This is a genomic window from Rhizobium sp. P1_E6, assembly GCF_056405875.1.
This window is the reverse complement of record NZ_JBFUBG010000029.1, coordinates 50,622-64,365: the sequence shown is the minus strand read 5'-3', so window position 1 is coordinate 64,365 and position 13,744 is coordinate 50,622. Positions and strand designations below refer to the sequence as shown.

At 59.3% G+C, this 13,744-nt stretch carries 14 protein-coding genes; 4 read left to right on the top strand and 10 right to left on the bottom strand.

Annotated elements, in window-relative coordinates; genetic code table 11:
• Positions 1–57: 57 nt before the first annotated feature.
• The 3 genes from AC1D35_RS16625 to AC1D35_RS16615 all read right to left on the bottom strand — a co-directional run bounded on the left by AC1D35_RS16625 (position 58) and on the right by AC1D35_RS16615 (position 2,178).
• Positions 58–369 carry a Dabb family protein gene (locus tag AC1D35_RS16625; protein ID WP_113310071.1) on the bottom strand — a complete coding sequence of 104 codons (312 nt, stop codon included), beginning with the start codon at positions 367–369 and terminating at the stop codon, positions 58–60.
• A gap of 200 nt (positions 370–569) precedes the next feature.
• Positions 570–1,514, bottom strand: coding sequence for a YeeE/YedE thiosulfate transporter family protein (locus AC1D35_RS16620; protein WP_477939114.1), 945 nt, complete (start codon positions 1,512–1,514; stop codon positions 570–572).
• A gap of 136 nt (positions 1,515–1,650) precedes the next feature.
• Entirely contained in the window at positions 1,651–2,178 is a 528-nt protein-coding gene (locus AC1D35_RS16615; protein WP_113310070.1) for a DUF417 family protein, read from the bottom strand.
• Between the two features lie 264 nt (positions 2,179–2,442).
• Here AC1D35_RS16615 and AC1D35_RS16610 point away from each other — a divergent pair, with 264 nt between their 5' ends.
• A complete protein-coding gene (locus AC1D35_RS16610; protein WP_113310069.1) occupies positions 2,443–3,012 on the top strand; it encodes a TetR/AcrR family transcriptional regulator in 570 nt (189 codons plus the stop codon).
• Positions 3,013–3,063: 51 nt separating this feature from the next.
• Here AC1D35_RS16610 and AC1D35_RS16605 read toward each other — a convergent pair whose 3' ends face one another.
• The 4 genes from AC1D35_RS16605 to AC1D35_RS16590 form a co-directional block, all read right to left on the bottom strand.
• Positions 3,064–4,284: an NADH:flavin oxidoreductase/NADH oxidase family protein gene (locus AC1D35_RS16605; RefSeq protein ID WP_113310068.1), complete on the bottom strand. Its 1,221-nt coding sequence runs from the start codon at positions 4,282–4,284 to the stop codon at positions 3,064–3,066.
• Between the two features lie 149 nt (positions 4,285–4,433).
• Entirely contained in the window at positions 4,434–5,072 is a 639-nt protein-coding gene (locus AC1D35_RS16600; RefSeq protein ID WP_113310067.1) for a lysozyme family protein, read from the bottom strand.
• A 385-nt stretch (positions 5,073–5,457) separates the two neighbouring features.
• Complete coding sequence (locus AC1D35_RS16595) at positions 5,458–6,024, bottom strand: TetR/AcrR family transcriptional regulator (protein WP_113310066.1); 567 nt, start codon at positions 6,022–6,024, stop codon at positions 5,458–5,460.
• A gap of 25 nt (positions 6,025–6,049) precedes the next feature.
• Complete coding sequence (locus AC1D35_RS16590; RefSeq protein WP_113310065.1) at positions 6,050–6,511, bottom strand: nuclear transport factor 2 family protein; 462 nt, start codon at positions 6,509–6,511, stop codon at positions 6,050–6,052.
• A 275-nt stretch (positions 6,512–6,786) separates the two neighbouring features.
• On the opposite strand from AC1D35_RS16590, the gene AC1D35_RS16585 reads away from it, so the two are divergent.
• A complete protein-coding gene (locus tag AC1D35_RS16585) occupies positions 6,787–8,205 on the top strand; it encodes an esterase/lipase family protein (protein WP_477939110.1) in 1,419 nt (472 codons plus the stop codon).
• A gap of 79 nt (positions 8,206–8,284) precedes the next feature.
• Here the strand turns inward: AC1D35_RS16585 and AC1D35_RS16580 are convergent, their stop codons facing one another.
• The 3 genes from AC1D35_RS16580 to AC1D35_RS16570 form a co-directional block, all read right to left on the bottom strand.
• Positions 8,285–8,653 (bottom strand): DUF983 domain-containing protein, encoded by a 369-nt coding sequence (locus tag AC1D35_RS16580; protein ID WP_113301639.1) that lies wholly within the window; start codon positions 8,651–8,653, stop codon positions 8,285–8,287.
• Positions 8,654–9,049: 396 nt separating this feature from the next.
• Complete coding sequence (locus tag AC1D35_RS16575; protein ID WP_113310063.1) at positions 9,050–10,453, bottom strand: aminotransferase-like domain-containing protein; 1,404 nt, start codon at positions 10,451–10,453, stop codon at positions 9,050–9,052.
• Between the two features lie 108 nt (positions 10,454–10,561).
• Positions 10,562–11,992, bottom strand: coding sequence for an aminotransferase-like domain-containing protein (locus AC1D35_RS16570; protein ID WP_113310062.1), 1,431 nt, complete (start codon positions 11,990–11,992; stop codon positions 10,562–10,564).
• Between the two features lie 85 nt (positions 11,993–12,077).
• On the opposite strand from AC1D35_RS16570, the gene AC1D35_RS16565 reads away from it, so the two are divergent.
• Both AC1D35_RS16565 and AC1D35_RS16560 read left to right on the top strand, forming a co-directional pair.
• Complete coding sequence (locus AC1D35_RS16565) at positions 12,078–12,941, top strand: DMT family transporter (RefSeq protein ID WP_113301636.1); 864 nt, start codon at positions 12,078–12,080, stop codon at positions 12,939–12,941.
• A 45-nt stretch (positions 12,942–12,986) separates the two neighbouring features.
• A complete protein-coding gene (locus tag AC1D35_RS16560; protein WP_113310061.1) occupies positions 12,987–13,712 on the top strand; it encodes a class I SAM-dependent methyltransferase in 726 nt (241 codons plus the stop codon).
• The last annotated feature ends 32 nt before the right edge of the window (positions 13,713–13,744 follow it).

Here is a 13,744-nt window from a genome sequence, read left to right as displayed (position 1 = left end):
TTCCTATTCATTTCCAATTGGATAGATCTGCACCGAAAGCGGCGCCAATTGCCATCGTCAATCCTGCAGGGGTCTGGTGACCGCCTTATCGCTATCGAAATCGGCTGCGGTCCTGGCATCCCTAAGCGGCTTTACCGTACGGGTCGAAAGGTCATAATCGGGATGCGCCTTGTAGGCGGCGAGCGCCTCCTCGTTCTCGAATTCGCCGTAGACGACGAAATCGATCGCATTGCCCCACTGGTCGGTCTTGACGTTCTCGCCGATTTCCAGCTTCAGCGCATGCGGAATGCCCGTCAGTATGGAGAGCCCCTTGCGCACCGCCTCGCGGTTTTCCTCCGGCACGGTGAAGAAGACGATATGGCGGATCACGCGGGACACTCCTGTGGCAGTTCGCGGGGTTTGAACTCTCTGGGCCTGAGCCGGGCGATAACACGCGCCGACCGGGTCTTCAACCGGGCCACAATGCCGCGTCAGGCTGTAAGTTCATCGAGCGGATGGAGGCGTCGGAGGTCGGAGATCAAGTATGCGCAGTGACCGATAAAGCTTGAGCCTCGCGGCCCGGCCGGATGTTACGACCAAGATTGCGCCGCTGAACCAAATCCGGCGATCAGCGCGGCAAGCGCCGATACCATAAGAAGGTAAGCGAGGAACGCCTGCCACGCTCCCATCGGGAGGCCGACGAGCAGGAGCGTGTCGTTTCCACCAGGGATAAGGAGCGCCCCGAAGCCCATCAGAATGCCGCCCATTATCCTTCGCGACACACTTCTCCATGTCGGCCAGGTTAGCGAAAAAAGATGTCGACGAATTCTCGCCGAAACGAGACTGCCTGCGAACATGCAGACAAAAATCAGCGAACTCGTCACCGGGATCGAAAGCATCGATCCAATCGAGGTGGTGATAGAGAAGCGGGGGGCGAACGCTGACAAGGTGGCCGAAGTCATGCCAATCGTACCCATTGCCAGCGTTAGCCGCCGAAAGTTCGTCTCGGATCTGAAAGAGACGGCCAGTCTCAGAAAGAGAATTGCGGGCAGAACCACCAGCAAAGCTTCCAGCGCAAGCGGCGGTGCAGCGCTGATTGGCATTGGATCCGGGCGGAGTTCGAGTACTGCATCGAGGGAGAGGATGACCAGAATTCCGAGGAACGTGAAGCCGAACTCCAGTTCCCCGTTGCCAAAATGCCCGACCGATCCGAAGACGCAAGCACCGTTCACGTATACGCCGACGCCAAAGAGGATGGCTGCGCCGACCATGTGAAGCAAGGGAGACCATCCACTCTGCATGGCCGGCAACGTATCGAGGACGATATATCCGACGGCAGCCCACACCGCGCATTCGGCTAAAGCGAGAAACCGCGCAGGTCGGCGCTCGGAAACCAACTCGGTCGTGGCGATGAAGGTGCAGATCGAACCGTAGTTCATCGCAAAGCCGAGTACGAAGCTCAGCGTGCCGATAACGCTGAAACCCGCCCATGTCTCGAAAGCTTTCGCCCCCGCCCCGCCGAGCAACCCGTCCACGGCACCAATCCTCCGTTCAGAGAAGAAGATCGCTCTTCGCAGAATGGCACGAGTTTCGCTTTCAGTGAATGGCGAACGCCCCGATCCGAGCTGGATCAGGGCGTTCGCACAAAGGCTAACTGCCGGGCTTTCGGATCTAGGCTCTGGCGGAGCGGATCGCGAGAAGGGAATCCATTGCAATCCAGAGCGATAGGGCCAGAAGCCCGACGTCCTTGAGCAAGAATTGACCAGGGGCGACCGAAATGGCCGGGAACCCGAGTTCGGGGACAACCACGCCAGGGGTCGTAATCATAAAGCTGATGGTGGTGACGAACAGTCCGGACGACAGGGCGCCTCCGAGTAACGAATAAACCGGGCTAATGAACCTTGCTGCGATGAGTGTGCCGATACTCAGTTCCAGGACGCCAAGAAAACTCGAAAAGCCTCGCACACTGAAGATCGCATACATCCAGCTTACAAGAGGGCTGTTACTGACCAGATCGACCAGTCCCTGCGCTTCGTAGGCCGTAAATTTCATGCCGCCAAACCAAGCATATATCATGGCGATCGAAACATAGAGGCCGGCGGTTGTCGCCGCGCGGCCATAGGTGTCCGCCAGATGCAAAATGCCGAAGGTGCTCCTGGACTTCGGCTGCTTGCCGATATGTTTGATAGCTTGGGTCATTTCCTTCTCCCATTGAATTGATCTCCAGAGGCTTCTCGCCTCCAAGAAGAAACGATACCAATCTGTATCGTTTATAACGATGTACTACAGATCTGTATCGTTTCCAAGTCACGAAAGCGCGATCGTCGCGACCCTTCGATAGCGAAGGCCTGCAAGTTTAATCCAGCAAGCGGTGTTCAGAGGAATTGTCTGCGCTTGTGCATTGCCATTGGTCGCTGGAACACCTAACTATCGCTACAGATCAGTTCTGTTTGAGGTGTGACAATGCGGCGATCAGAGATCAGGGACCATCTTCTTGAAACGGCCCTCCGTCTGTTCAACGAGAAAGGGTACCAGGCAACGGGGGTCGATTTGATTATCGCGGAAAGCGGCGTCGCGAAAACGACGTTGTATCGGCACTTCGAGACCAAGGAGGATCTGATCGTTGCCGCGCTCGAGCGGCGCGACGAGGAGGATCGCCGTGAGATGCGCGAGTTTGTGGAAAAGCGAGCAAGTGATCCGGCAGAGCGGATTTTATTGACGTTCGACTTTCTACAGCTCTGGTTCAAGGACAAGGACTTCAGGGGCTGCAGCTTTATGGCCGCCACGGGAGAACACAAGGACATGGTCGATCCCGTGTTTCGTGCCGCCAGCATGCACAAGCGCCTGACGCTCGCCTATTTCGAAGAACTTGCTCATGCCGCACGGTTCCGCGACCCAAGACGTGTGGCGGACGAAATCAATATTCTTCATGAGGGAGCAACGGCCGTAGCCCAAGTGGTTCGCTCAGCGGAGCCCGGCCGCCAGGCGAAACGGATGGCGGCCGCTATCCTCGCGACGATGGAACGCGATTAGTCAGAAACCGATAACCGTTCCATCCGCCAGATAAGGCTGGCGTCGTCGGCTTCAGTTGCTTCCGGCTGCCTCCTTGGCAAAGTGAGCCAACCAGACTTTTGTTCGATGCTTGTTCCGTTCCGCATAGTCGCGGACGGCCTGTTCGAGGTCGCTGGAATCGGGTGGATCGTTGTCAACACCGATCTCGGCGAGCCGCATCGTGTACCATGCGGTGATCCCGCCCTCCGGAGCGTTTGGGAACCTGGGAAAGGACGGCTCCGATCTCTGGTTTTCTTTCCAAAGATTGGGAAGAGAAGGCTCAAGGGCGAGTGCGCGCGCAAGACCGACAATGTCGACGGCACCGCATGCCACGGCGTCTTCGGCCTGCCCGCGAGTCTTGAAACCGCCCGTCAGCATAAGAGGCTTGGTTGTGACAGCGCGTGCGCGTTTCGCGAATTCGAGGAAGTAGGGCCTCCGGCCCGCCCTGTCGGAGGCTGATTTTGCGCCAGGAAAGTAAGTCCCGCCGCTGATATCGATCAGGTCGATCGAAGATCGGTCCAGCGCCGTCACCACTTCGAGAGCGTCATCCTCGTCGAACCCTCCTTCCAGTTCGTCCGAAGAATTCAGTTTCACGGCGATCGGGAAAGCCGGTCCGACAGCGACCCGGGTTGCTTCGATAACTTCCAGCAGAATCCGCATACGATGGGCGATCTCCCCTCCGTATGCATCGCGCCGCCTGTTGAACAACGGTGAAAGAAACTGGCTCAGCAGAAATCCATGTGCCGCGTGAATTTGCACACCGCCAAACCCCGCCTGCTGCGCTAGCCGGGCTGTCGTTGCATATTGCGAGGGCAATCGGCCTAGTTCCTTCAAGGTGATTTCCGCGCAACGCAGGCCTTGCACGTCGAAAGCACTCGGACCCTTCGGGTTGCTTGTCGGTGCATAGGCAAGAGCTCCAGCGTGACCGAGTTGCAGCCAGAGCCTGGTGTCGTTTTGGCTGCCGTGCAGAGCAAGTTTTCTGAATTGTTCGAGGTCCGATGCTTCATTGAGCACCAGGTTACCGGGGTTCTCGGCGTAGCCGGAGGTGAGCTGGACCTCTCCTATTATGGATACGGCCAATCCACCTTCGGCCCAGCGTTGATAGAGCCTCATCTGCGCAACGGTCGGATGCCCGGTTCCGTCGCCGAGTGAATCCGACATCGCCGATTTCGCAATTCGATTATCAAGGGTCAAACCGCAAGGCAGCTGAAGCGGTTCAAACAGCGGTCCACGACTTTGCTTTGGAGCTTTCACGACAACACCTCGGCATGCATTTTATCGCTGAAAACCGGCGGCAGGGCAATGTCAGCTGCATCGTCGCGATAGCGTGTCGGCTGGCAGGCGGAAGTCATCAGCCTCCAGCGGTTTCGACATCGCGGAAGCTCGCCGGCCAAGGCGTTAGATCAAGTCCACGAACCGCATTGCTCCGTGCGGATCGCAGCGAGGAAGGCCTGTCCGTATCCGGCGAGCTTTTCCGCCCTGTCGGTGCCGTTGACGATGCGGCGCGCACTGATCCAGTCTTCCCTCTCCTCATTGAGGTGGTCGCAAAGCCGGTGGCTGGTGAAGCTGCCGCGCAGCATGCCCTCGATCAGGATCGTCACGGCCGGCGCCATTTCCATCGCCCGGTCGGGACGAGCGACGAGATCGATGCCGGTCACTTCACTCATCGCTTCGTAATTGCGCCTGTGGGTCAGCTGAACCAGCCCGCGGCCGAGCCAGCTGTTGCCATCCTCATCCGGCCGCCAATAGGGCGTCTTCACCCAGGAGAGCCGGCCGCCCGCAAAGGCGGCCTCGAGAATCTCGACGGCGCGCGAATCACTCGTTGCCAGCGTCTCGCGCACAGGCTGCATCGTGTAAGCCGTCTCATGAAACGCGGTGGCTAATATATAGGCCAGCCAGCGCCGATCTGCGGTAGCCAAATTCGCGTCCCAGTAGTCAAAGATGGCGTTCATGCCCTCGATTTGGCCCGGCGCGAGGCTGCCCTTGAACAGCGAGTGCTGCACAGTGTCGAAGAAGAATTGCCGGTCGAGCGAGACAGTCATGATACGGCTCTCAGAGGTCTTTTGTGGTTAACGTTCGCTTAATCGATTGAAATTAACTAAATCGTTTCAAGTGTGACGCTGGTTTATTTACACGCAGTTTTTATTGTGCGATGCATCAATTCGTAAGCACATCCTTGCTGAGGAAGAGAGGTATACGATGCAGACCACCGCAGAAACTCCGACCAAGATCCCCCAGCACGTCGTCGACCAGATGGAAAACGAGTRGCGCCAGGTACGCACGCAGCGCGAGAATCCGCGCCCCGTCCGCCTGCCCTCGCAGAACGACTCCTAGATACAATCCTGCCGGGTGAGGACGTCCTGGACCCCTCACCCGCTTTCCCCGCGTTGCCAGCATTCGTGCTCCTGCCAACGCAGCGGTCACCGCCTATCCCTCACGTTTCGTCGCAGTCAGCCTGCCGGCCAGCCGGTCCAGGGTCCTGCGAAACATATCCTTGTCATCCAGCGCCCGCGCGAGCACCAGCGCGCCCTGAATACCTGATACCGCCTCTTCGGCTGCCGCAAGAGCAGCCTCCCCGGAGTAACCGGCGCGGACCAACGCCTGGCGCAGCGCCTCGATCCAGCGGACGAAATAATCCCGTATGACCGGCGAGAAGCGCTCGCGCGTTTCGTCCAGCGCAAAGGCGCCGACGAGGCAGATGCGGCTGCCGGAGCGGAAATAGTCCATGACATTCGCCCACATCGCATCGATTGCCGCCCTGGCATCGTCATGGCGCAACGGCTCGTAGATGGCGCGTTCGAACCAGCCGTCGACATCGGCAAGGACGGAGGCCGCCATCTCCTCCTTCCCACCGGGAAAGAAGTGATAGAGGCTACCCTTGCCGATGCCGGTACGCTCGGTGATGCGGCTCAATGTCGTGCCCTCGTAGCCGAGCTCGCGGAAGATTTCCGCAAGCAGCGGCACGACATCGGCACGTTCATAAACGGTCTTCACAACTCACCTTTGGTCACCTTCAGCCTCAAAGGCCGAGGTCGGAAAGGCCCGGATGGTCGTCGGGCCGCCGGCCGAGCGGCCAGTGGAACTTGCGATCCGATTCCTTGATCGGCAGATCGTTGATGCAGGCGAAACGGCGCTGCATCAAGCCCTCGGCATCGAATTCCCAATTCTCGTTACCGTAAGAACGGAACCAGTTGTTGCTGTCGTCATGCCACTCATAGGCAAAGCGCACGGCGATACGATTGTCGGTGAAAGCCCAGAGTTCCTTGATCAGCCGGTAATCCAGTTCCTTCGCCCATTTGCGCGTAAGAAAAGCGACGATCTCAGCGCGACCGGTGACGAATTCGGCGCGGTTCCGCCACTGGCTCCCGGGCGTATAGACGAGCGAGACGCGCTGCGGATCGCGGCTGTTCCAGCCGTCTTCGGCAAGACGGACCTTCTGGGTTGCGGTTTCATGAGTGAAGGGGGGAAGCGGTGCGGGCATATCTGGTCTCCGTGGTTGGTTTGTACCTTTCGTTATGTATTGTACTTATCGGTACATTAGTTGCAAGAGGTCTTGCCGCCCGATGACTGCGGCATTTTGGCTGACCTCGAGAGCGCCGCGATGCATTCGCGAGCGCAGAATCCCGTGCATATAACAATAAATAAAACTTCCAATTGCACACAATAAGTATATGATCCGCCGCTGGGATCTTAGCTCACCTGAATGAAATATAATTTTGAGCCGATTTTCGTATTTCGGAACATGGGAGGAAAATAATGCCTGCTGATGTTGCAATTCTGCATGGCTGGAGTGACACGGCCCAGTCCTTCACTTCACTTCGCGATTTTCTTGCTCGAAATAAATTCAATGCGCAACGGATTCTGCTTGCCGACTACATTTCGCTTGATGACGATGTCCGCATCGAAGATGTCGCGGCGAGGATGGATATTGCGGTCAACGAGGCGATCAGAAACCGCCGGCTCACGCCGCCCTTCGACATGATCGTGCACAGCACAGGCGGGCTTGTTGCGCGCGAATGGATTTCCCGCTTCTACCCCGATGCCGCGAAGTGCCCGGTCAAGAGGCTGGTAATGCTGGCGCCAGCCAATTTCGGCTCGCGGCTCGCCTCCACCGGCAAGAGCATGCTCGGCCGCGTCATCAAAGGATGGAACAACTGGTTTCAGACGGGCACGCAGACGCTKAATGGATTGGAACTCGCCTCCGAATAKCAATGGGATCTCGCACTGCGCGACCTGCTCGACCCGTCAGGAGAGTCTGCCGGCCCCTATGGGCCGGATAAAATCATGCCTTTCGTCGTCATCGGAACCAAGGGTTATGAAGACGTCTTGAGAGAAATCGTCAACGAGAACGGCAGTGACGGAACGATCCGCTGCGCAGCCGCCAACCTCAACGTTCGCGGTTTCACGGTGGATTTCTCACACAGCGAGAAGGATACAGAGGTTGTACCCGTGCCATGGCATGTCCGCGCCGGCGACGTGCTCTTCCCTTTTGCAATTCTTCCGGACAGGGACCACAGCTCCATCATAAAGCCGGACGAACAAAGCGGGGCCAACGAAGACATTTCGGATCGTCTCGGCAAGCTCATTTTGCAGGCGCTGAAATGCAATGGCAAAGCCGAATATGCTGCGATCGCCGAGGACTGGCGAAAGATTAGCGAGGCGACTGCGGCAAGCACCCCTGAGCAGCTTGGAAAGACAATGCCTGACGATACCAATGCCCTCCATCAGTATCTTCAGATCGTCATTTACGTCCGAGACGATCAAGGACAGGCGATCAATGACTATTTCGTTGAATATTTTTCGCCTAACCAGCGCGGCAGCAAGGAATCGATCATCTTCCATMGAGACGTGCTGGATCACGTCCATGTCAACGGCCTGTCACCGTCGCGCCGCTGCTTCTTCATCGACCGAACCGATTTGATGTTCAAGTACTATGAGGCAATAACCAAGGAGGACAACAAGGTCGTTTCCATCAGTCTTTCGGCCAGCGATCCCGGCGAAAATATCCGTTATTTCGATAACCAGAAGGTCGGAGCCGCCGGCCATCTCACCGTACATCGCGCTTCCGACGACCGCCAGGAGGTCCTTGGGGCGCATTGCCTCATACGCAACACCACCCACTTTGTCGAAATCATCATTCCGCGCCGCGGGATAGATAAGGTCTTCAAGATCTGAGGTTCAGGGCAGCCTGCAATGCCCCGGTACGACCTCGCAAGCCGCTCATTCCCGCCCCATCACATAGGTTGAACGGACATCAGGCGAGCTTGCCCTCTTCGGCCTTGTAGAAATACTGGCTTGCGACCAGCCATCCCTTCAGCGGCCTCAGCGGCGGGATACAGGTGGCGAACATGAAGGGGCCGGTCACCAGAAACTGGACCCAGAGCGGCGCGGAGAAGGCAACTTCCAGCCACACACCGAGCAGCACGCTCGGCACACAGGCGAAGCAGATGACGAAGAAGGCCGGGCCATCGGCCGGGTCGGCGAAGGAATAATCCAGCCCGCAGACTTCGCATTCCTTCTTCAGCGTGAGGAAACCCTTGAACATATGTCCCTGTCCGCAGCGCGGGCAGCGGCCCCGGATGCCGGTCTGCATCGGAGGGAGAGGAGGATATTCGGTGTCCATGGCGATCTCGCTTTTCGACGTTGCGAGGCACTGATGAAATCCATTCAATGCCTCATAATGTATGCATACAATATAATTACATTGAAGCGGATTGCCAGTCTATTCGTCAGAATGACGCAGAGATTTTGGGGATGGGGTTTGCGGGGTGCGAGAGGAGCGGGATGGCGGGAGGTCCAATCATTAACCGGACGAGGTTGCGCGTTCGAAAACCCCTCCCCACAAGGGGGCGACTGATCTGTCGCACCGCCCCATCCGTCCTGAAACCTCGAAGAAGAAGTGGCAGGCGGGCGCAGCAGCTTAAGCCCCTCCCCCTTGTGGGGAGGGGTTGGGGCGGGGTCTTCATTACTGACTTTGATGACGTTGGACGGACCGGCGTTACGAGCCCGAAGCTCCACCCTAGAAGAACGAAGCCGACATCTCCGGTGGACCTTCCAGCGCGTGGGCCATGAAGTCGAGTGCGCCTTTCAGCCTTTCGCGGCTGATCGGTCCACCGAGACAGACGCGCACGGCTTCGGGCGCAGGCCCCTCCACCGTAAACGCATCGCTTGCCACCACGCCGATGCCGGAGGAGCGCATGTGGCTGCCGAAGGTCGAGCGGGTCCAGCCATTGGTGAGCGGCAGCCAGATATTGAAGCTGATCGGATCGGCCTTGTAGCTACCCTCTAGCAGGATATTCGCCACCATCTGCTGGCGCGCGCCTGCCTCCGAGCGGATGAAACGCAGGATCGTATCTGCCGTGCCATCCTCGATCCAACGGGTCGCGAGCGCCACTGTTATCGGCGAGGCCATGACATTATTGGTGCGCATGGCACTGACGAAGGGCCAGATCGCTTTGGTGTCCGGCGCCACCACATAGGCAAGCCGCAGGCCGGCGCCGATGCATTTGGCAAGGCCGCCGATATGCCAGGTCAGCTCAGGCGCGATTGCCGCCAGCGGCGGTGGTCCATGCAGCGGGATGAAGCCATAGGCATCGTCCTCGACGATTGGCACATGATATTTGCGGGCGACGGCTGCGATCTCCTTGCGGCGCTTTTCCGGAATGGTCAGTGTCAGCGGGTTCTGCAGCGTCGGATTGAGATAGAGTGCTCTTGGGGCCAGCCGCTCGCAGGCTTCCGCGAATGCATCCGGCAAGATGCCCTCGTCATCCATCGGCAGGCCGGAGAGATTGAGCCGCAACTGGGCGGCAATCGAGCGCATGCCGGGATAGGTGATGTTTTCCGACAGCACGGTCTCTCCGGGCTTTGCCAGCAGGCCGAAGATCGCAAGCAGCGCCGGATGGGCGCCGGGCGTCACGAAAATGCGCTCCTGCGAGGGCACCAGCCCACGGCGGCCAAGCCAGATGGCAGCCGCCTCCTTGTCCATGCCGGAGCCGCCAAATCCCTGATAGCGCAGCAGCGGAATGAGATTGGCGGCCACCGCCGCCATGCCTTCACGCATGTGGCTCACCAACTCCGGATCGTCGGGCTCCGGCGGCAAGTTCATCGAAAAATCGACCACGGAAGTCCGGCGCGGATCCGGCGCGGTATCGGCGAAAACGTCGTGCCGTTCCCTGCCCTGCCCGCCGGTCACGAAGGTGCCGCGGCCGACATGTGAATCCACCAGCCCGCGCTTCTGCGCTTCCACATAACCGCGCGCCACTGTCGTGAAATCGATATTGAGGCGTTTTGCGAGCTCCCGCTGCGGTGGCAGCCGGTCTCCTACTGCCAGTACCCCGCCTTTCAGATCCATTTCGATCAGATCGGCAATTGCCATATAACGGGGGCTCGAGGAGCGGCTGAGATCGGGATGCCAGTCTTTCATGCGTGATCCAAGAATCCATGATCAAGGCCGGCGGGATCCGGTCTAGATTGACTGTATATTGTTGCGCAGCGATCCTGTCATCCTAAAACATGGGCATGCGGCGGCGTATCACTCAGCGAACCGTTCCGCCCGTTTGAGCGCGTCACGCAGCACTTCGAAAACCCGGTGATCAAGCGTCTGAGAGACATTGAATCGCATGAAGCCGGTTGCCGATTGCGTCAGGCTGAAGGCATTGCCAGGGGCAAGGACAACGTTGTTGGCGAGCGCCGCGCGCGCCACGACGGCCGCATCCAGACCATCAGGCAGGCGACACCAGAGGAACATACCGGCCTGCGGCTCCAGCCAGGGGCGGATATCAAGGGCTTTCAGCCGGGTCGTGACATCGAACATCGCCTTCGACAGGCGGCTGCGCAGGCTCTCCGTATGTTTGCGATAGCCACCGTCGCTCAACACGCTCAGCACCAGTTCGGCATTCAGCCGGGCACCGCCGAAGGAGGTTGCAATCTTGAGATCGGTCAGGCCTTCGATCCATTCCGGCCTCGCGGCGATGAAGCCGCAGCGCGCCGAGGCCGAGAGCGTCTTGGAGAAACTGCCGATATGGATGACGCGATCGAGGCCGTCGAAGGCAGCAAGGCGCGGTGCCGGCATCTGTTCGAAATCGGCGAAGATATCGTCCTCGATGATGGTGAGGCCGTGTTGTTCGGCGAGCTTCAGCAGCCGATGAGCCGTAACGGGCGACAGCGTTGCGCCGGTCGGGTTGTGGATGGCTGAATTGGTGATGTAGAGCCGCGGCTTGTCCTCGGCGAGCACCTTGGCGAAGAGTTCGATATCCGGGCCCGAGGGCGTGTAGGGAACGCTCACCACCTTGGCGCGGTGGGCTCTGAGCAGCGCATGGAAATTGAAATAACAGGGATCATCCACCAGAACGGTATCGCCGGGTTCCATCAGGAAGCGGCAGAGGAAATCGATCGCCTGGGTTCCGGATTCGGTGAGCATGATCTGATCCGGCGCCGCCTCGATGCCGCGCTCTGCCATGCGCCTGGTAATGAGCTGGCGCAGCGGCTTGAGGCCGAGCGGCGAGCCGTAGTCGAAAAGACTTGCGGCCTCAGTGCGGGAGAGCGATCGCAGCGTCCGGCGGATGGCATCTTCGGGAAACCACGAGGGCGGCAGCCAGCCGCAGCCCGGCTTCAAGTCGCTGTCGCGCGCCTCCAGCGATTGCCGCGATATCCAAAAGGGATCAATGGCGCGGTCAAGCTTCGGGCCGATATCCGAAAGCGACAAGGGCGCCGTCTGGCTGGCGACATAGAAGCCGGAACCGGGACGAGAGAGGATCGTGCCCTCGGCCACCAGACGCTCATAGGCATCGACGACCGTCGAGGCCGAGACTTTCAAGGTTTCCGAGAGGCCGCGGATCGAGGGTAGCTTTGCGCCGGGTGTCAGGCTGCGCCCGGCAATCCTTTGCCGGATCGTCGCCATGACCATGCCGACCCGTGTGTTTGCCTGCCTCTGCTCGTCCATCCGTACTGGTCCTTCCACCATTACAGTTTCGGCAAACTGTACCGAACTGTGACTGGCAGCGCCAGTGAGGAAGATCGATAAGAGCGGACGAACAGAGGAGTGCCGCATGGATCGCACAGCGACCGGATGGATCAATGGTTTCATTGGCGTGCTGATCTTCAGCGGATCGCTGCCGGCGACGCGTGTGGCCGTCATGCAGCTTGATCCGGTTTTCCTGACGGTCGCGCGAGCGGCGATTGCCGGTATCCTGGCGCTCTGCCTGCTGATCATCTTCCGGGAGAAGCGGCCTTCGCGGCAGGACCTCATCTCACTTGTTGTCATCGCGCTCGGTGTCGTCGTCGGCTTTCCGCTGCTGACGGCGCTGGCGTTGCAGCACGTGACCTCGGCGCATTCCATCGTCTTCATCGGTCTTCTGCCATTGGCGACGGCGATCTTCGGCGTCATCAGGGGTGGCGAGCGGCCGAAGCCGGCTTTCTGGATCTTCTCGCTGCTCGGCAGCGCGCTGGTGGCGGGCTTTGCGCTGACGCAGGGGCTGACCGCCTCGCCCGTCGGCGATGCATTGATGCTCGGTGCCGTCATCGTCTGCGGGCTTGGTTATGCCGAAGGCGCCAGGCTTTCGCGCCGGCTCGGCGGCTGGCAGGTGATCTCCTGGGCGCTGGTGCTGTCGCTGCCTGTCATGATCGTCGCCGCCATCGTCTATCGGCCACCGAGCTTCGCGGATATCCAGACGCCTGCCATGCTGGGTCTCGCCTATGTTTCGCTCTTCAGCATGCTGATCGGTTTCATCTTCTGGTATCGCGGCCTTGCACAGGGCGGCATCGCCGCCGTCGGTCAGTTACAGCTCTTGCAACCCTTCTTCGGGCTGGCGCTTGCCGCAACGCTGCTGCGCGAGACGGTGAGCTGGAGCATGCTTGCGGTGACGGTCGCCGTCATTCTCTGCGTGGCCGGGGCACGCAAGTTCGCGAAATAGGCGCGGAAATTGACACTGCGGCTATCATGAAATAATTAAAGTTACATGATAGAAGATGATCGCCTGCCCCGCATCCCGAACATATCCGTGGCCAGCACGGCCGCATCGCCCTTCACCGGAGATGCCGTCAAATCCTATATTGAAGGCCCGCCACGACAGGTTCCAGGCTTTTCCAGCCTGCATCGCATGGCGGCCATGTTGATGGCCGAGCGTGTGCCCGAGAACGGCCGGGTGCTCGTGCTTGGCGCGGGCGGCGGACTGGAACTCAAGGCATTTGCCGAGGCGCATGAGGGCTGGGCTTTTGACGGTGTCGATCCCTCCGCCGACATGCTGCAACTGGCAAGGCAGGTCACCGGAGAGCACGGCGGGCGGATAGGTTTTCACGAAGGCAGCATCGACATCGCGCCCGAAGGTCCGTTCGACGCTGCCGCGTGCCTGCTGACCTTCCATCATATTCCCGTCGAACAACGGCTTGAGATACTTCGAAAAATTCGCCGTCGCCTGAGAGCGGACGCGCCCTTTGTTCTCGCGCATGTGAGCTTCCCGCAAACGGAGCCGGAGCGATCGATGTGGATCGATCGGCATATCGCCTATGGGGCACCCGATGGAACGGACCCTGCCCGGCTGAACAATGCACGCAAGGCCATGCGCGAGAGACTGCATATCCTTGCCCCTGGGGATGAAGAGGCCATGCTGCGCGCGGCAGGCTTTTCAGATGTCAGTCTGTTCTACGCTGCTTTCAGCTTCAGGGGATGGGTGGCATACGCATAGGCCTATCGAAAACTTTCCAATTTTGGAAAGCA

What these genes read in the sequence shown, in the direction of transcription:
- AC1D35_RS16560 (WP_113310061.1), top strand. Translation starts at nt 12,987, where the DNA reads ATGATAGAAGATGATCGCCTGCCCCGCATCCCGAACATATCCGTGGCC.
- AC1D35_RS16575 (WP_113310063.1), bottom strand. Translation starts at nt 10,453, where the DNA reads ATGAAAGACTGGCATCCCGATCTCAGCCGCTCCTCGAGCCCCCGTTAT.
- AC1D35_RS16600 (WP_113310067.1), bottom strand. Translation starts at nt 5,072, where the DNA reads ATGACTGTCTCGCTCGACCGGCAATTCTTCTTCGACACTGTGCAGCAC.
- AC1D35_RS16610 (WP_113310069.1), top strand. Translation starts at nt 2,443, where the DNA reads ATGCGGCGATCAGAGATCAGGGACCATCTTCTTGAAACGGCCCTCCGT.
- AC1D35_RS16590 (WP_113310065.1), bottom strand. Translation starts at nt 6,511, where the DNA reads ATGCCCGCACCGCTTCCCCCCTTCACTCATGAAACCGCAACCCAGAAG.
- AC1D35_RS16565 (WP_113301636.1), top strand. Translation starts at nt 12,078, where the DNA reads ATGGATCGCACAGCGACCGGATGGATCAATGGTTTCATTGGCGTGCTG.
- AC1D35_RS16615 (WP_113310070.1), bottom strand. Translation starts at nt 2,178, where the DNA reads ATGACCCAAGCTATCAAACATATCGGCAAGCAGCCGAAGTCCAGGAGC.
- AC1D35_RS16570 (WP_113310062.1), bottom strand. Translation starts at nt 11,992, where the DNA reads ATGGTGGAAGGACCAGTACGGATGGACGAGCAGAGGCAGGCAAACACA.
- AC1D35_RS16580 (WP_113301639.1), bottom strand. Translation starts at nt 8,653, where the DNA reads ATGGACACCGAATATCCTCCTCTCCCTCCGATGCAGACCGGCATCCGG.